Raw genomic sequence first — 17,878 nt, 5'->3', positions numbered from 1 at the left:
TGCAATCTCGCTCTTAGGGGCTTGAAGGTCGCCTAGGCCGGGGCGGCGGCGATCCGCCAGCCGGAACTCTTCTCCTGCTGCCGCCAGAACTCGGCGAAGTGCCCACCGCGCTGGGTCAGTTCGTCGATCCCGCCCTGCTCGACGATCGCACCGTCGGCGACGAACAACACCTGGTCGGCGTTGCGGATCGCGCCGAGGCGATGCGCGACGATGACGCGGGTGCGCCCGCGCGGATCGTCTCTGACCGCGTCGGTGACCGACGACTCGTTCTCGTTGTCCAGTGCGCTGGTCGCCTCGTCGATCAGCAGGACACCCGCAGGCTTCACGAGTGCGCGGGCGATGCTGACCCGTTGACGCTCACCACCGGACAGCGCGGCGCCCGCCTCGCCGACCCGGGTCGTCCCGCCGTCGGGTAGGCGCGAGACGATCTCGTCGACGCGGGCCAGCGACATGGCATCTCGGACATCCTTGTCGGCGGCGTCCGGGTGGCCGGCGCGGACGTTGTCCTCGAGCGGACCGTCGAACAGATACGGATGCTGGAACACCATGCTGACCAGCTCCTGGCGCGTGCGTGGATCGAGATCGCCGATATCGGTGCCGTCGACGAGGATCTGACCGCGGTCGGGTGTGTGCAGGCCGGCGATCAGCGACAGGATGGTGCTCTTGCCCGAACCCGACGGTCCGACGATCGCCGTCGTGCTCCCGGGCTCCAGCACAAAGTTCAGCCCGGAGAGAACGTCGGTGTCCGAACCGTCGTAGCGGAAGCTGACGTCGCGGAATTCGATTCGAGGCGAACGGGTTCCGACCCGGGAGTCAGTGCGATCGGCGCCCTGAGCGGCGCGGGGAGCATCGATGATGCTGCGCAGATTCGCGAGCACGCCGCGCGACGACTCGACGGCGGTGGACAGGTCGGCCAGCACGGTGAAGGGCTCGAGGAACCGCACCATGACGATCAACAGCGCCACGGCTTCCGGTGCACCGATCTCACCGCGCACCGCAAGCGTCGTGATCGTGCCCGCCAGCGCGATGAGCGCGATCTGGCTGGCGACGCTGAACAACAGCTGCCCGGGGATCTGGAACAGCAGCAGCCGCATCGTCGCGCCCTGTGCGGAGGTCACCGCCTCACCCGTCTGGCTGCGCGCGGCGGTGGCCCGCCGGCTCGCCCGCAGCGCCTGCTGGGTGCGTGCGAACTCCAAGATCCGCTCGGTCAGTGCATTGTGCGCCCGCGAGTCGGCCGCGTCGGCGGCGCGCACGATCCGCTGGCTGGCCACCAGCGCGCCCAACAGCAGCGGCAGCGTGATCGCCGCCGCGACACCGAGTTGCCAAGAGACGAAGAACAATCCGACCGTGATCGCCGCGGGCAGCAGCACCGCGCCGAGGAACGGCGTGAGCAGGTTCGCGACGAACGCGACGACATCGGGAGCGCTCGCGGCGATGGCCTGGCGCGCCATCGCGGTGTTGTCGGGGGTGAACCAGCCAAGCGGAATGTCGGTGAGCCGATCGGCCATTCGATGCTGAGTGTCGTTGACCAGTGCGAAACCGATGCGGTAGCCGATGCGCGCCAGGGTCATGTCGACCACCCAGCCGACCGCGGTGACCGCGCTGAGCACGCCGAGCCAAGTCAGCGCATCGGCGGGCGTCGAGCTGAACAGGGCGCCGAGCAGCGGCACCAACAGCAGCGCGGCCGCGGCCCGCAGGATCACCGAGACGAATGTCAGCGCTGTGTAGCCGATGAGCACGCCGCGGTGTTCGGCGGGGATCAGGCGGAGAAGATTGCCGATCATCGGGTGGCCTCCCCAGTCAGTACGCTCTGCGTCCGAGTCTCGCCGAGGCGGCTGTCCCACAGCTGTCGGTAGCGGCCGTCGGCGTTGAGCAGCTCGGTGTGCGTGCCGATTTCGGCGATACGTCCGTGATCGAGGACGACGATCTGATCAGCCTCGGTGAAGGTGTGCAACCGATGGGCGATCACCAGCACGGTCCGGTTACGGATGAGACGGCCCAACGCCTGCTGCACAAGGTATTCCGATTCCGGGTCGGCGAAGGCCGTCGCCTCGTCCATGATCAGTATCGGGGTGTCGGCGAGCAGCGCCCTGGCGATCGTCAGGCGCTGGCGTTCGCCTCCCGACAGCTGACTGTTGGCACCGAGCACGGTGTCATAGCCGTTGGGCAACCGCATGATCCGGTCATGGATCTGCGCGTCCGTCGCGGCGGCCTTGACGTCGTCGAGGCCCGCCTCGGGCCGGGCCAGCGCGATGTTGTCGCGGACGGAGCCGTGGACCAGCTGGACGTCCTGGAAGACGAAACCGACCTTGGTGTACAACTCGTCCGGCGTCAGCGACCGCACGTCGCGACCGTCGATCCGGATCGCGCCCTGGTCGATGTCGTGGAACCGCGCAAGCAGCGAGGCCAGCGTCGACTTGCCGGAGCCCGACGGGCCCACCAGTGCGGTGACCGTGCCCGGCCGCAGGGTGAAGCTCACGTCCTGGATGACGGGAACCCCTGGGCGGTAACCGAACACGACGTTCTCGAAGGTGACCGTGCCCGGCGCGGGAGCAGGTGAGGCTGCCTCCTCGTTGCGCGTGGCCAGTTCGTCCTCGTCGAGGGTGACGGCGATTCGGCGGGCGGCCTGCATGCCTTCGCGCAGACCGCCGAAGCCGAACGCGATACCCAACAGGCGAGTGCCGAAGGTGGTGCCGAGGATGAGGAACGGCAGCAGCGTCGTCGGCTCCATCGCACCTGAAATGACGAAAAGGGTTCCCGCCGAAGCGATGAGCCACAGGAACGTCGAGGGACGGGTCACCAGATCCATGAACGTCTTCTTGCCGATGAACGGCCGCTGCCAGACGTTGAGGAACTCGATGTAGTCGTCCAGACTGCGGCGGAACGACGAGGCGGCCGCACCACCGAACACCCTGATGACCGGCTGACCCTCGAGGTACGCCGCCGCTTCACCGTTCATCCGCTCGGCCCACCGCGACGCCTCGGTGATCTTTGGACCGCTCTGGTACACCATCGTCCACGTGGTGATGATGTAGACCAGGATCGGCAGGAGCAGGATCAGCGCCAATCGCCAATCGACGATGAAGAGGTACACGAGAACGGCGAGCGGTGCGACGACGGCGGCAACCGCATCCGACACCGCGTGCGTCACGAGGTAGTGCAGCGCCAGGGTGTCGTCCTGGATGAGTTTCTTGACCGCACCCGACCCGCGCTGTGTGAACCACCCCAGCGGCACGCGCGCGAGCTTGTCGAGTAATCGTCGGCGAACCGTAGCGCTGAACCGCATGTCAACTACGTGCAGCCACAACAGAAGTCCGGCGCTCAGCAGGGCGCCGGCGCCCAGCAGCACGACGAAAACGATCAACGTGCCCCGTAGCGCGGACTCGCCCGCACCGCCCAGCAGTTGCCTGGCCAGTTCGACCAACACGACGAACGGGGCCAGCTGCAGCAAGGTGATCAGCAGCTCCAGCACGCCGGTGGCGATCAGCTGCGGCTTCACCGGCGCCAGCAGATCCTTGGCCGCTTGCGATCGCCACCGTCCCTTGGGTGCGGCGCTTTCGGTGACGACAGCGGCCACCGGCTCGGCGCGCTTGACCTCGGCGGTCGGCTTGTCGTCGCCGTCGCGGCGGCTACCCATCTCGCGGCCCTGCGTCCAGTACGCCTGCGCATGCAGATCGGTCTTCGGGAATCCGAACGCCTCCCGCAACCGCTTGCGCAGATGCTTGAGGGAACCGGCCTCGGGGCCCGCCCACGCGTACCAATCCGACCAGTCACGGTCTTCGATCGCCGCGGCGAGCGCGAGGTCATCCGTTCTGTCGACCCAGTGCAGAACCCGACGCGGATGGTCCACGATCGGAATGAGTTCATCGTCGGCGCTGTGGCGTTCCAGGTACACCTCGACGTCGATATCGGCGGGGATCACCGCCAGGATCGAGTTGATGGCGGGTATCGATGCCGAGTCGCCGATCAGAAGGAAGCCCGCCGGCAGTTCGTCGGGGACGTGAAAGCCCCTGGATCCCAGCGATACGACCGGCAGCGTCATGCCCGGTTCGGCGTTGGCAGCCCAATGACTCGCGGGTCCGGACGGTTCGTGCAGCACCATGTCGATCGCGAAGCGGCCCGAGTCCGGGTCGGCCCACACGATCGTGTAGACGCGCTGAAACTCGCTGTCGCTGCCCTCCGGGTCGGGGAACCAGAACCGCAGAAAGGCCGTCGGCTCGACCGTGACGTCCTCGAAGAGCGTCGGCGACGACATCGTGATCCGGACGAAGTGCGGGGCAATCCGCGAGACTTCATGGACGGTGGCCTCGTGGTCGCGTCCCCCAAAGCCCCGCAGCAGGGCGCCCTGCAAACCTCTACCCATGTCCTGAATCCTCTGGTCGCCCGGATTTCAGTTAGCGTAGCCTAACCTTGGACTAATTCGGTGGGCCCCGTCCTGCCGACCGCATCGGCCCCGAGTGCAGCGAAAACGCCTGTTGTAGTAACCGGCTGAGACCGTCGGGCTGCTCTACGGTTGTGCCGTGACCACTCGCCGGCGTGCGCTCACGGCCGCCGCCGTCTTGTGGATCTCTGCGGCCGTCATCTTCATCACGTTCGAGGCCATCGCGGCGGCCGCCGTTCCGTCGTACAGCTATGTCGCGCAGTACATCAGCGTCCTGGGCGTCCCCGAATGGTCACCGCGCGCATCGCTGATGAACGCGGCGTTCTATCTGCAGGCCGCGCTGTTCCTCGCCGGGGCGATCGCGGCCGTCCACGCACTCGGCGGACAGTGGCGGGGTGCGATCTTCCTCCTGCTGACCACCATCAACGCCGTCGGCAATGTGCTTGTCGGCTTCGTGCACGGCTTCTCGCCGTTGTGGAATGACGGCTACGACTGGCTGCACCGGCTCGGTGCGTTTATGGCGATCTGCGGAGGCAATGGCGCCGTCATCGTCGGGTCGGCGGTGGTCGGCTATGCGGTGTCGCTGCGCTGGTACCGGCCTATCGGGGTGCTGATCGGCGTGGCGGGCCTGACGACCGCGGCGCTGCTGCAGACGTACAACACCTGGGCGCGCGACTTCATGCATATCGGTCTCGTCGAGCGGGGCAGTGTGTACACGATCATGATCTGGCAGATTTTCACCGGTATCGCACTGTTGGTCAGACCGCGTCTTGTTGGTCCGACCCCGACGTGACGTTGCAACGGGGCGCGCGGAAGGAGTTGGTTGATGGCGGAGACGACGCGGGTGGTGCTTGCCGACGACGACGTGTTGCTGCGGGCAGGTCTGGTGAGTCTGCTCGAAGGCGCGGGGTTCGACGTCGTCGGCGAGGCGGGCGACGGTGAGCAGCTGCTGAGCCTCGTCCGCGCCATGAGACCTGACCTCGTGGTGACCGACATCCGCATGCCGCCCACCAACACGAGTGAGGGCCTGGACGCCGCCCGGCTGATCCGCCAGGACCTGCCGGACACGGCGATCATGGTGCTCTCGGCACATGTCGTCGTCGAGGATGCGATGGATCTGTTGGCGGCAGGGGACCGGGTCGGTTACCTGCTCAAGAGCCGCGTCACCGACGTGACCGATTTCATCGATTCACTCGAGCGGGTCGCCCGTGGGGCGTCGGTGGTCGATCCGGCCCTGGTGCGCGAGTTGGTATCGGCGCGCAAGCGCGACGATCCGCTGAGCGTGCTGAGCGAGCGGGAGGCCGAGGTGCTGGCGCTGATGGCCGAGGGCCGATCGAATGCCGGTATCGCGCACCGTATTTGGGTCACCGAGGGCACCGTCGAGAAGCACATCCGCAGCATCATGAACAAGCTGAACCTGCCCGAGACGGGGGAGGATCACCGTCGGGTGCTCGCCGTGCTGGCCTTCCTGGAATCCCGATAGGCGCGTCGAGAGTTACATCGAAACCTGTTCGGACATCGGCGCATCCATGTCGAACACCCGCGCGTGCAGCACGACCCGGTTACGCAACGCCGAGCGCACTGCGCGGTGCAGGCCGTCCTCCAGGTAGACGTCGCCGCGCCACTTCACCGCGTGGGGGAAGAGGTCGCCGTAGAACGTCGAGTCCTCCGACAGCAACCGGTCGAGCGCCAGCACCGTGGTCGTCATCACCAGCTCATCGAGCCGTATCTGGCGGGGCGGAATCTGCGCCCACTGCCGATGCGACAGCCCATGCTCGGGATAGGGCCTTCCGTCCAGAACACCTTTGAAGATCATCGGGCGTCGCACCCCCGCGTCGTCCCCCGAGGAAAACGCATCACCCTGGGAAGGCTATCGCAAACACGCCGGTCGGCACGCGGTCAGCCTCTCGCGCAGTATCGCCGCTGATGATGACCGTAAAATGAATGCCAGCTAGCAGTGGTACCGATACGCCGACGATAAGAGAGGCAGGTGAACGCGTGAGTAGCGCCGAAGAACGCCGATTCGAGGTGCTGCGCGCGATCGTCGCCGACTTCGTGGCCACCAAGGAACCGATCGGCTCGAAAACCCTCGTGGAGCGGCACAACCTGGGTGTTTCCAGCGCGACCGTCCGCAACGACATGGCGGTCCTTGAGGCCGAGGGGTACATCGCCCAGCCGCACACCAGCTCGGGCCGGGTGCCCACCGAGAAGGGCTACCGCGAGTTCGTCGACCGGCTGGAGGACGTCAAACCGCTGTCGGTCGCCGAACGCCGAGCGATCCAGGGGTTCCTGGAGTCCGGTGTCGACCTCGACGACGTGCTGCGCCGCGCGGTGCGGTTGCTCGCGCAGCTGACGCGTCAGGTCGCGATCGTCCAGTACCCGACGCTGTCGACGTCGTCGGTGCGCCACCTCGAGGTGGTCGCGTTGACGCCGGCGCGGCTGCTGCTCGTCGTGATCACCGACACCGGCCGCGTCGACCAGCGCATCGTCGAACTGGGTGACGCGCTGGACGAGCAGGACATCGCCAAGCTGCGTGACCTGCTGGGACAGGCCCTGGAGGGCAAGCCGCTGGCGGCCGCATCGATCGCGGTCTCCGATCTCGCGTCGGGGCTGAACGACCGCAGCGGACTCGCCGACGCGGTCGGCCGGTCGGCCACGGTGCTGGTCGAGACGCTGGTCGAGCACAGCGAGGAACGGCTGATGCTTGGCGGCACGGCCAACCTGACCCGCAACACCGCCGACTTCGGCGGCTCGCTGCGCTCGGTGCTCGAAGCGCTCGAGGAGCAGGTGGTGGTGCTGAAGCTGCTGGCGGCACAGCAGGAGGCCGGCAAGATCACCGTGCGGATCGGCCATGAGACCGAGGCCGAGCAGATGGCAGGAACGTCCGTGATTACCACTGGATACGGAAGTTCAGGCAAGGTATACGGCGGCATGGGTGTGCTCGGACCGACGAGAATGGACTATCCGGGAACTATCGCCAATGTCGCTGCGGTTGCTCTCTATATCGGGGAAGTCTTAGGCAACCGCTAGCGCCGGCACAGCCGGCTTCGAACCAGGACGGCTTCGAACAGGACGGAAAGGTCAGGCAAGGTCAGCGTGGCACGCGACTACTACGGGCTGCTCGGGGTGAGCAGGGGCGCAAGCGATGCGGAGATCAAACGCGCCTACCGCAAGCTGGCCCGGGAACTGCACCCCGACGTCAACCCGGACGAGGACGCGCAGGCGCGCTTCAAGGAGATCAGCGCCGCCTACGAAGTGCTCAGCGATCCGGAGAAGCGCCGCATCGTCGACCTCGGTGGCGATCCGCTGGAGTCCAGCGGTGCTGCGGGCAACGGCTTCGCCGGCTTCGGTGGGCTCGGCGACGTGTTCGAGGCGTTCTTCGGCGGTGGGGCCACGTCACGCGGGCCGATCGGCCGCGTGCGGCCCGGTTCGGATTCGCTGCTGCGGATGCGGCTGGACCTGGAGGAGTGTGCGACCGGGGTGACCAAGCAGGTCACCGTCGACACCGCCGTGCTGTGCGACCTGTGTCAAGGCAAAGGCACCCACGGCAATTCACGACCGGCCACGTGCGACACCTGCCACGGCCGCGGTGAGGTGCAGACCGTGCAGCGCTCACTGCTCGGCCAGGTGATGACGTCGCGACCCTGTCCGGTGTGCGGCGGCGTCGGCGAGGTCATCCCGGATCCGTGTCACCGGTGCGGCGGCGACGGCCGGGTGCGCGCGCGTCGCGAGATCAGCGTCAAGATTCCCGCGGGTGTCGGCGACGGCATGCGCGTGCGACTCGCCGCGCAGGGTGAGGTCGGGCCCGGCGGTGGGCCGGCGGGCGACCTGTACGTCGAGGTTCACGAGAAGGCGCACGACGTCTTCGTCCGCGACGGCGACGATCTGCACTGCACCATCTCCGTGCCGATGGTCGACGCGGCGCTCGGCGCCACCGTCACGATCGACGCCATCCTCGACGGCCCGACCGACATCACCATCGGCGCCGGCACCCAGCCGGGTGAGGTCATCACCCTGCGCGGGCACGGAATGCCGCACCTGCGGTCCGGCGTGCGGGGCGACCTGCACGCCCACATCGACGTGGTGGTCCCGACGCGCCTGGACCACGAGGACATCGAGTTGCTGCGCAAGCTGAAGGACAAGCGCACCCGCGACACCGCCGAGGTGCGCAGCGCGCAGTCGAACTCCTCCGGCGGTGGGCTTTTCAGCCGGCTTCGCGAAACGTTCAGCGGTCGCTGAGACCCCGTGACAGGGGACCCGACCGCTCCTCGTTTCGCGGGCGCGCTCTTCTATGTCGACGCGCTGCCCGCCGTCGGTGAGCTCGCCGTGGTGGACGGCGACGAGGGTTTCCACGCGGCGAACGTCCGCCGGATCCGCGTGGGCGAGAAACTCGATCTGAGCGATGGACTCGGCGCGATCGCGCGGTGCGTCGTCGAGGACGTCGGCAAGGGCGCGCTGACCGCGCGGGTGTTGGACCTGCGGGCAGTCCCGCAACCGACGCCGCGGATCACCGTCGTGCAGGCGCTGCCCAAGTCGGACCGTTCCGAACTGGCCATCGAGTTGGCGACCGAAGCGGGCGCCGACGCGTTCGTCGCCTGGCAGGCGTCGCGCTGCGTGGCGCGCTGGGACGCGCAGGCCCGCGTCGACAAGGGTTTGCGCCGCTGGCGCGCCGTCGCCCGGTCGGCCGCGAGGCAGTCGCGGCGGGCGTACATTCCCACCGTGAGCGGCGTGGTCTCGACGACCGAGCTGGTGGAGCGGGTGCGCGACATCGCGGAAACGTCGGTGCTCGTCCTGCATGAATCCGCGTTACAGCCGATCACGGAAGTGCCTGTGGCTGAAGCGGCTTCGCTGCTGCTCGTCGTCGGCCCGGAAGGTGGCATCGCCGATGACGAGATCGCGGCGCTGACCGGGGCGGGCGCGACGACGGTCCGGCTCGGGCCGACCGTGCTGCGCACCTCGACCGCGGCGGCTGTCGCGTTGGGTGCCCTGGGCGTGCTCACCAGTCGGTGGGCCGATCCAGGTTCGGCACCCGCGCAGCCCGTTTAGGGAGGCCCCTGAGGCGAGCGAGGTTAGGCTAAATTAACCTACCGTGCCGAACCATGCTGTAGAGCAAAACGCCCAGGTCGGCCCGCTATGGATCAGGAAGTTTCATAATCGGGACTCGTCCGACCGACCGACATTGTTGATCTTTCCGCATGCGGGTGCCGGCGCCTCTTGGTACAGGCAGTTCTCGAAGGAGCTGAGCGAGGACTTCGAGGTCATCGCCTTCCAGTACCCGGGCCGCCAGGACCGCGCGGCCGAACCGCTGCTGACCTCGCTGCAGGACATCGCCGCGGGAGCGTTCGCCGAATTCGTCGCCTCGGAATTCAACCGCGGGGACGCGATCACAACGCTGGGCCACAGCATGGGTGCGCTCGTCTCGTTCGAATTCGCCAGAATCGCCGAGGCCGCCGGCGTGAAGGTGCGACAGGTCACCGTTCTGGCGGCCGTGGCTCCGCACCGTGCCGCGGACAAGCCACCCGCGCCCAAGGATGATCAAGGGCTGCTGGACCACCTGCGGTGGCTCGGCGGCACCAACGCCGACGTGATCGCCGACCCCGAACTCGTCACGATGACGTTCCCGGTCGTGAAGGCGGATCACCGTGCGGCGGAGACATATTCGTGCGACCGCAGCGCACGTATCGCGGCCCGAATCCAGGTGATCGGCGGTGACCAGGACCCCATCGTCTCGATGGCCGACCTGCACGGGTGGCGCGAACACAGCGACGATGTGGAAGTGACCATGCTCGACGGGGGCCACTTCTTTCTGCTCGACCACGTCGCTGACATCAGAGACCTGTTGTCGGAGAGCAGAATCCGTTGATGTTGCCGTCAACCGCCGACCCGATCGTCATCTCGGGATTCGCAGTGGAGGCGCCGGGCGGTGTGCGCACTCTATCGCAGTACTGGGCCGCGCTGAGCGAATCTCGTGAACTCATCGGCCCGATCCCGCGTGACCGCGGCTGGCCGGTCGATGACATGTTGTCGTTGTCGCGGCTCGAAGGGTGGGCCGACGCGTGTGACGCCGGCGGGTTCCTCGACGACCCCGGCGCCTTCGATCCGGTCTTCTTCAACATCAGCCAGCGCGAGGCGACGGTCACGAGTCCGCAGATCCGCCTTGCGATGCGGGTGGCCTGGAAAGCCTTGGAGAACACCGGAATCAACGCTGCCGCACTCGACGAGGAAGACGCCGGATGTTTCGTCGGGGCGTACCCCACCGAGTACGGGCCCGTGGGCGGACAGGCCGACGATTACTCCGGATACCGGACCGTCGGCCGCATCACCGAGGGCATTGCCGGCCGGGTCTCGCACAGTCTTGGCTTCGCCGGTCCGTGTGCGACGGTGAACACCGGGTGCGCCTCCTCGTTGACCGCACTGCACCTGGCCGCCGCGTCGGTGCGCAACGGCGAGTGCGATTGGGCACTGGCCGGCGGCGTCTGCGTCATGGGATCCCCGGCGATCATCTACGACTTCGCGAGACAGAACGAGCTAGCCGTCGACGGTCACTGCCGCGTCTACGCCGACGACTCGAGCGGCACACTCTGGGGTGAGGGCGCCGGGTTCGTCGTCGTGGAGCCGGAGTCGCGCGCGCGGCGGTTGGGCCATCGCGTCTTCGGCCACATCCTGGCCAGCCATTACAACCACAACGGCAAGGGCAAACCCATCCTGACGCCGCGCTTCGAGGCGCAGCAGAAGCTGATCCGCCGGGTCGTCGACGGCTCGGGCGTAGACGCCGCCGACGTGGGAATGATCGAGGGGCATGGCACCGCCACCAGAGCAGGGGACAAGGCCGAGCTCACCGCGCTCTTCAACACCTACGGCGCGGCCGGTTCGACCGCATTCGTCGGCTCGGCGAAATCGAACCTCGGCCACGCGCAAGCGGCAGGCGGCATGTTGGGGCTGATCAAGGTGCTCCTCGCCGGCTGGCACGGCCACGTCCCGGCGTCGCTGTTCACCGAAAACCCCACCACCGCGGTGGACTGGGATTCGTCGGGTCTGCGGCTGGCCACCAAGTTGCATCCGTGGGAACCGAAGAACGGCCACCGGTACGGCGCTGTGTCGTCGTACGGGGCGGACGGGGTCAACGCGCACACCATCATCGGCATGCCGGTCCGAGAGGAGCACGACGATTTCTGAGTACCGGCTGCCCGACGGAACCGTCCCGGTGCTGCTGTCGGCAGACAGTCCGAGCCTGCTCCGCGCCGAGGCCGGCGCGCTGTTGGCCTACCTGCGCGAGCATCCCGCAGTGCCGCCGCAACGCGTGGCGGACATGCTGTTTCGGACGCGGGCCGCGAGGCGATACCGGGCGTTGGCCATGGTGAGCGACGGTTCCGGGCTGCAGGAGTCCCTGCGGGCGGTGGCCGAAGGGGGCGCGCACCCCGCCGTCGTCCGCGGTGACAAACCCGCGGCGGCGCATCGGCGCGCGTTCGTTCTGCCCGGTCAAGGGGGACAGCGGCCGGGCATGGGCGCCATGTTCTACCACTCGGTCCCGGCCTTCCGAGCCGAAATCGACCGCTGCCATGAGCTGTTCGTTGAGTTGTTCGGCGAATCGCCGTTGCCCTACCTGTTGGGCACCGCCGACGTCGGCGACGGCACCACGGTGGTGCAGTCGGCGCTGTTCATGCAGATGGTCGGGCTCGGTGCGATGTGGCGCGCGGTCGGCGTCGACGTCGATGCCGTCGTCGGACACAGTCAGGGCGAGATTGCCGGCGCCTATCTGTCGGGAAAGATGACGTGCGAGGACGCCGTGCTGATCCTCGGCACGCGGGCGCGCGCGGTCGAGAACATCTCCTCTGACGACTACGCGATGGCGGTGGTCGCCGCCGACCGCGACGAATGCGAGAGCGTGCTGGCCCGCCAGTCCGGGTGGGCACAGGTGTCGGTGATGAATTCGCCACGCATGGTTGGTATTTCCGGGGACCGCGCCACCGTCGAGGCGACCGTGGCCGCGTTGGATGCGGGCGGGCGGTTCACCCGCCTGATCCCCGTCCGCTATCCGGCGCACACCAGCATGGTGAACCAGTTCCGCGACGAGATCGAAGCCGCGGTGCGCGGTCGGGTGCGCAATGAGCGCTTCCTCGACAGCGACATCGATTGCATCGGAGCGACTCTCGGCGAGTGCGTGACATCCGACTTCGGCGTCGCCGAATACTGGTTCTGGAACCTGCGCAACACCGTCCGGTTCGACCGTGCTGTGGCCGCCGCGGTCTCGGATCAAATCGACACGTTCGTCGAGCTCGCCGAACACCCGACGCTGCAGTTCGCCCTGCAGGAGAACCTCGACGTCCTGGCGGCGGAGTTCGCGATCGTGGTCGGTACCTCCGACAGGCGGGCCCGCGACCTTACGGAGTTCACGCGCAACCTCGCCGTCCTGGCGGTCAACGACATCGACTACCGCTGGGATGTTCTCCGTACGGAAGCTGTTGGTGCCATGCCGCTTCCGCTGTTGGACTTCCCGAACACGCAGATGAACGAATCGTCGCTGTGGTTGCCGTACGACAGCGCGCCGTCGCGGCAGGCTGCGTCGCCATCCGCACCGTCGCGGTCCACGCCGCCGCAGGTCATCGTCGAAGAATGGACCGCGCTCACGAGACGCTCGATGGCGCCGCCCCGGCGCCTCGGGGTGATCGACTACGCGGGCGACAACGAATTGGCCGGCGCGCTGTGTGCCCACGCCGAAAGTCAGGAGTTGTCCGCGCGACTCGTCACCGCGGACGCGGCCGACATCGACGCGCTCGTCGTCCTTCTTCCCGCGTTCGATGGCATGACCCAGGCCGAGGCCGCCCGACAGGTGACACGATTCTTCGCCGACCGGACGTGGTGGTTGACGCCGCCCGCGGAACTCAAGGAGTACTGGTTGGTCACCGTCGGCGGAGAGCCCGTCGTGGCTACCGACGGTGCGCCGCACCCTGTCCCTGCCGCCATCAGTGCTGGATTCCGTTGTCTCGGCGGCGAATACCCCGACATCGCATTCCGGCACCTCGACCTTACGCCGGACCATGCGCGCGCCGAATCAGCCGCGGCGATCATCGCAGCGTTGCATACCGCCGACGAGCCGGAACTGGCGTTGCGTGACGGCGTCTATGCCAAGCGGCTGATCACCGCCGACACGACGTCCTCCCCGCTGCCGCTGACGGGTAAGCATGTGCTGATCACCGGCGGGACCGGCAATGTCGGGCTCGAGTTCTGCGAATACGCCGCACAGCACGGCGCGCGCCGGATCACCCTGGTCAACCGGTCAGGGGAGACGCCGGCCGCCACCTCCCGGCTAGGGCCACTGGCGGCAACGGACATCCGGGTCATCGCCTGCGACATTGGGGATCTGGACGATGTGCAGCAGTTGGCTGACGAGATCCGCCACGCCCCAGTTGATCTCGTCGTTCATGCCGCACTGGACGGAACCACCGCCGCTGCCGTCGCGCTGAACGACCTCACCGAGGCGAAACTCGACACCGCGCTGCGCGGAAAGGTCATCGGCATCTCGCATGTCCTCGACACGGTTTCCCTCACCGATGACTGCCGGGTGGTGATGTGCTCGTCGACGGCGTCGGTGCTCGGTGGCCGAGGCAAAATCGCGTACGCGGCGGCCAACCGGATGCTCGACGCGTACGCCCGGCAGCTGCGTGCCCACGGCCGCGACTGCGTGGCGGTGCAGTGGGGCCAATGGGCCGTGTATCAGGGCCAGGACAGTGCGGACATCGCGAACCTGGCGGAGGTTGGCTACCTTCCGATGCACTCATCGGACGCTATCTCGCTGGGGCTCAGCGCATTACCGGCGACTGCCGCGGTCGCGGCGTTCGACTGGGATCGCGCCCGCGAGGTGTTCGCAACGCTAGGTTACGGTCCGACCCTGTCGCAGGTCGGCAACATGGCCGAAGAAACCGAGGTCGAGCAGACCTCCGCTGTGGCGGACCTGCCGAAGCGCCTACTGCAACTGCTCGCCGACGTGATCGGCGCGGACGATCTGCGAGCCCTTGACAGCACGCTGCCGCTGGTGGCGTTGGGGCTCGACTCGCTCAACGCACTGAACTTACGGCGGCGAATCAAGACCGAATTCCGTTGTGAGGTAGCGGTTTCCGATCTGTTGGGCGGAGCCACGCTCGACGACGTCGTGCAGATGGTGAAGACCGGAGCGCCAGCACCTGCCGCAACTCGGGCCCCGTCGCAACCCACGCCCAGGGCCGCCGTTGAATTCGACACCAGCCGGATCGCCTCCGCGCGTAGCGATCTGGATCTGTTCGGATTGAACGCCATCTGGCGCGTCCTCGAGCCCGCGCTCGGTGACGGCGGCACGGCGGATGAAATCGCCGACCGCCTCGACTTCGCCGAGCGGCACCGCTGGGTGTTGCGACAGTGGTTGCACGAACTCACCACTCGCGGCTACCTGCATTACGACGGCGGATACCGGCGGGCCGAGACATTGCCGTCGCCGACTCGGTCCTCGCTCGTCGAGGTGTGCGCAGATCTGGGCTACCTCCCACCGTTCGGACAGTTTCTCGACGCCGCCAACACGAACCTCGCCGACCTGGTCACCGACCAGCTGAGCGTGCAGGAGCTGTTGTTCCCGAACGGGTCGACAACCACCGCCGACGCGTTCTACCGCGACAACGTCGTCAGCCGGTACCTGAACCTCGGCGCCCGCTCGGCCGTCGCCGACGCTGTCCGTCGAATCGCCGTCGACCGATCGCCCGTTCGCATCCTGGAGCTGGGCGCCGGCGTCGGCGGCATGACGAACGACATCGTCGCGGGGTTGACCGGCCTGCCGGTCGACTACCACTTCACGGACGTGTCGACGTTCTTCCTCAACGCGGCCCGCAAGCGATTCGCGGACAAGCCGTGGATGCGGTTCGGCATCGTCGACCTGAACGCGGACCTGCGCAGCCAACCGCCCTGCGACGTCGTCGTGGCCTCCAACGTCGTCCACAACGCACTCGACGTCGGGCGGACGCTGGGGGAGCTTCATGACCTCGTGCGCCCCGGTGGGTCGGTGGTGTTCATCGAGGTGTGCAAGGCGCACTGCTCGTTCATGACCTCGGTGTATTTCCTGATGTCGCCGCCTCCCGGCCGGCCGCAGGTCGGCTTGACCGACGTCCGCGCCGGCACCGACAGGATCTTCTTGACCAAGGACGAGTGGCACGAGCAGCTGATGGCGAACGGTTTCAGCCCGGTGCAGACGCTGCCGACGGACGACGATCCGCTGGCGATGCTCGACCAGCACGTGTTCGTGGCCAGCCGGGTGCGTAGTTAACGGTTGGGCTGGGTCGGTGCGCGGCGGTAAACTGGGCAGACGGTGGTAAACAACCAGGCCAGACCCAGAAAGCAGGCAGAAAGCCCCACGTGACGCCCAGCGAAACGAACGCTGACTCCGACGCGACCGTTCGCAGCAGCATCGATGTTCCGCCCGACCTCGTCGTAGGCCTGCTTGGATCCGCCGACGAGAATCTGCGCGCACTCGAAAGCCTCCTCGCAGCCGATATCCATGTCCGCGGCAACGCGCTGACCCTGTCCGGGGAGCCTGCCGACGTGGCGCTGGCCGAGCGGGTGATCTCCGAACTCGTCGCGATCGTGTCCAGCGGTCAGCGGCTCAGTCCTGACGCCGTCAGGCACAGCGTCGCGATGCTCACCGGAACCGGCAACGAATCACCGGCGGAGGTGCTGACCCTCGACATCCTGTCGCGGCGCGGCAAGACGATCCGCCCGAAGACGTTGAACCAGAAGCGATATGTGGACGCCATCGACGCTCACACCATCGTCTTCGGCATCGGCCCGGCCGGTACCGGCAAGACCTATCTCGCAATGGCCAAGGCGGTCAACGCATTACAGTCCAAGCAGGTCACCAGGATCATCCTCACCCGCCCAGCGGTGGAAGCCGGTGAGCGCCTCGGGTTCCTGCCCGGCACGTTGAGCGAGAAGATCGATCCGTATCTGCGCCCGCTGTACGACGCGCTCTACGACATGATGGACCCCGAGTCCATTCCGAAGCTGATGAACGCCGGCATCATCGAGGTTGCGCCGCTGGCGTATATGCGGGGACGTGCGCAGCCCGTTTCCACCGAGGTGTTGACCCCGGAGGGGTTTCAGGCGATCGGAGACCTCGAGGTCGGCGACCTCGTAATCGGATCTGACGGGCAACCTACTGCAGTGGTTGGCGTGTATCCGCAAGGCTTCAAGGAGATCTACCGAGTCCACACCCAGGATGGCGCATCGACACTGGCGTCCGGCGACCACCTCTGGTCTGTCTATACCCGCGATGACCGTCGTCGGGGTAAACCGGCGAGGGTATTGCAGACCAAGGAGATGATCGGCAATCTTCGCGCAGCCCACTACCATCGCTACGAACTTCCACTGTTGAGTGAACCGGCGGAGTTCGAGGCCCAGCCGGTGCCTCTCGACCCGTACGCTCTTGGCCTGCTGCTAGGTGACGGGTCCTTCTCGAGCAGGACTTCGCCGTCGTTCGCGACCACTGATCCAGAGCTTGTCGGCGAGCTGGAACGTCTCATTCCGGGGATTGCGGTGAGGCGGAAATCTGAGATCGACTACGTCCTCGTCAGAGAGGCCGGCAACTGCGGCGATACGACCATCCCGAACCCGATCACTAATGCGATGCGCGACTTGGGGCTCGCGGGTGCGAGATCGGACACCAAGTTCGTTCCGAGAAAATACCTTTTCAACACGGCTGAGATTCGACTGGCTGTCCTGCAGGGTCTTTTCGATTCCGATGGCGGTCCAGTCTGCCAGCACGGACGGACATGTCGCATTCAGTTCACGACAGTTTCTGATCGCCTGCGCGACGACGTGATTTTCCTCGTTCGTTCGATCGGCGGGGTCGTTTACACGCGCACTCGTAAGGCAGAGGGCCGCAAGCCGGGCTTGGCGCGTGGTCGCGAGGTCCATCATCGGCACGACGCACACATTCTGGACATCCGGCTGCCTGAAGGGTTTCAACCGTTCCGTCTTGCGCGGAAGGCCGCCAAGTATGACGAAGCGGGCGGAGGACATCCGAAACGCTATATCGATCGAATTGAGTCGGCCGGAACCGAGGAGGCGGTCTGCATTCAGGTCGCGGCTGCGGACTCGCTTTACGTCACCGAGGATTTCCTGTTGACGCACAACACACTGTCGGATGCGTTCATCATTCTCGACGAGGCGCAGAACACCACCGGCGAGCAGATGAAGATGTTCCTGACCCGGCTCGGGTTCGGCTCGAAAATCGTTGTCACAGGCGATATCACGCAGGTCGACCTGCCCGGCGGCGCATCGTCGGGCCTGCGGACGGCGATGCGCATTCTCGACGGCATCGACGACATCCACTTCGCCGAACTGACGAGTGCCGACGTCGTGCGGCACCGACTGGTGTCCGACATCGTCGACGCGTACGCGAAGTCCGAAGAGCCTGAGCTGATGAACAGGGCGCAGCGGCGTGCGTCCGGCAGTCGGCCACGGCGGTAACGGAACTCG

General features: G+C 66.9%; 11 protein-coding genes and 3 pseudogenes. 11 read left to right on the top strand and 3 right to left on the bottom strand.

All coding sequences use genetic code 11. The features are described 5' to 3' along the window. Positions 1–32 precede the first annotated feature (32 nt). Both H7J93_RS23955 and H7J93_RS23950 read right to left on the bottom strand, forming a co-directional pair. Positions 33–1,784 (bottom strand): ABC transporter ATP-binding protein, encoded by a 1,752-nt coding sequence (locus H7J93_RS23955; protein ID WP_267308777.1) that lies wholly within the window; start codon positions 1,782–1,784, stop codon positions 33–35. Beyond that, complete coding sequence (locus tag H7J93_RS23950) at positions 1,781–4,363, bottom strand: ABC transporter ATP-binding protein/permease (RefSeq protein WP_267308776.1); 2,583 nt, start codon at positions 4,361–4,363, stop codon at positions 1,781–1,783. Before H7J93_RS23950 ends, H7J93_RS23955 begins: the two co-directional genes overlap by 4 nt. A 157-nt stretch (positions 4,364–4,520) precedes the next feature. Here H7J93_RS23950 and H7J93_RS23945 point away from each other — a divergent pair, with 157 nt between their 5' ends. Both H7J93_RS23945 and H7J93_RS23940 read left to right on the top strand, forming a co-directional pair. Further along, positions 4,521–5,174, top strand: coding sequence for a DUF998 domain-containing protein (locus H7J93_RS23945; RefSeq protein ID WP_267308775.1), 654 nt, complete (start codon positions 4,521–4,523; stop codon positions 5,172–5,174). A gap of 33 nt (positions 5,175–5,207) precedes the next feature. Then, positions 5,208–5,864 carry a response regulator gene (locus H7J93_RS23940; RefSeq protein ID WP_267308774.1) on the top strand — a complete coding sequence of 219 codons (657 nt, stop codon included), beginning with the start codon at positions 5,208–5,210 and terminating at the stop codon, positions 5,862–5,864. A 12-nt stretch (positions 5,865–5,876) separates the two neighbouring features. Here the strand turns inward: H7J93_RS23940 and H7J93_RS23935 are convergent, their stop codons facing one another. Next, a complete protein-coding gene (locus H7J93_RS23935; protein ID WP_267308773.1) occupies positions 5,877–6,197 on the bottom strand; it encodes a type II toxin-antitoxin system VapB family antitoxin in 321 nt (106 codons plus the stop codon). A 182-nt stretch (positions 6,198–6,379) separates the two neighbouring features. Between H7J93_RS23935 and hrcA the strand changes: the two genes are divergently transcribed. From hrcA to H7J93_RS23890, 9 genes and pseudogenes are all read left to right on the top strand, one after another. Continuing rightward, positions 6,380–7,411, top strand: coding sequence for a heat-inducible transcriptional repressor HrcA (gene hrcA, locus H7J93_RS23930; protein ID WP_267308772.1), 1,032 nt, complete (start codon positions 6,380–6,382; stop codon positions 7,409–7,411). Positions 7,412–7,477: 66 nt separating this feature from the next. Then, complete coding sequence (gene dnaJ, locus H7J93_RS23925; RefSeq protein ID WP_267308771.1) at positions 7,478–8,620, top strand: molecular chaperone DnaJ; 1,143 nt, start codon at positions 7,478–7,480, stop codon at positions 8,618–8,620. Between the two features lie 6 nt (positions 8,621–8,626). Next, positions 8,627–9,427 carry a 16S rRNA (uracil(1498)-N(3))-methyltransferase gene (locus H7J93_RS23920; RefSeq protein WP_267308770.1) on the top strand — a complete coding sequence of 267 codons (801 nt, stop codon included), beginning with the start codon at positions 8,627–8,629 and terminating at the stop codon, positions 9,425–9,427. A gap of 43 nt (positions 9,428–9,470) precedes the next feature. After that, positions 9,471–10,244 (top strand): thioesterase II family protein, encoded by a 774-nt coding sequence (locus H7J93_RS23915; protein WP_372508020.1) that lies wholly within the window; start codon positions 9,471–9,473, stop codon positions 10,242–10,244. Next, the gene (locus H7J93_RS23910; protein ID WP_267308768.1) at positions 10,244–11,557 is read left to right on the top strand and encodes a beta-ketoacyl [acyl carrier protein] synthase domain-containing protein; all 1,314 of its coding nucleotides are present in this window, start codon (positions 10,244–10,246) and stop codon (positions 11,555–11,557) included. Before H7J93_RS23915 ends, H7J93_RS23910 begins: the two co-directional genes overlap by 1 nt. A gap of 55 nt (positions 11,558–11,612) precedes the next feature. Continuing rightward, entirely contained in the window at positions 11,613–15,668 is a 4,056-nt protein-coding gene (nbtC, locus tag H7J93_RS23905; RefSeq protein ID WP_308204953.1) for a nocobactin polyketide synthase NbtC, read from the top strand. Between the two features lie 89 nt (positions 15,669–15,757). Further along, positions 15,758–16,456: pseudogene (locus tag H7J93_RS23900) on the top strand (PhoH family protein); the annotation flags it as partial. Next, positions 16,445–17,272, top strand: a pseudogene (locus H7J93_RS29305) (PhoH family protein); the annotation flags it as partial. The pseudogenes H7J93_RS23900 and H7J93_RS29305, both read left to right, overlap by 12 nt. Positions 17,273–17,533: 261 nt before the next feature. Beyond that, positions 17,534–17,869 (top strand): annotated as a pseudogene (locus tag H7J93_RS23890) (PhoH family protein); the annotation flags it as partial. Positions 17,870–17,878: the final 9 nt, after the last annotated feature.

Source organism: Mycobacterium barrassiae, assembly GCF_025822765.1.
GTDB classification, from domain to species: Bacteria; Actinomycetota; Actinomycetes; order Mycobacteriales; family Mycobacteriaceae; genus Mycobacterium; species Mycobacterium barrassiae.
Note: the sequence above shows the minus strand (reverse complement) of the source record. Positions and strands in the feature narration are given on the sequence as shown.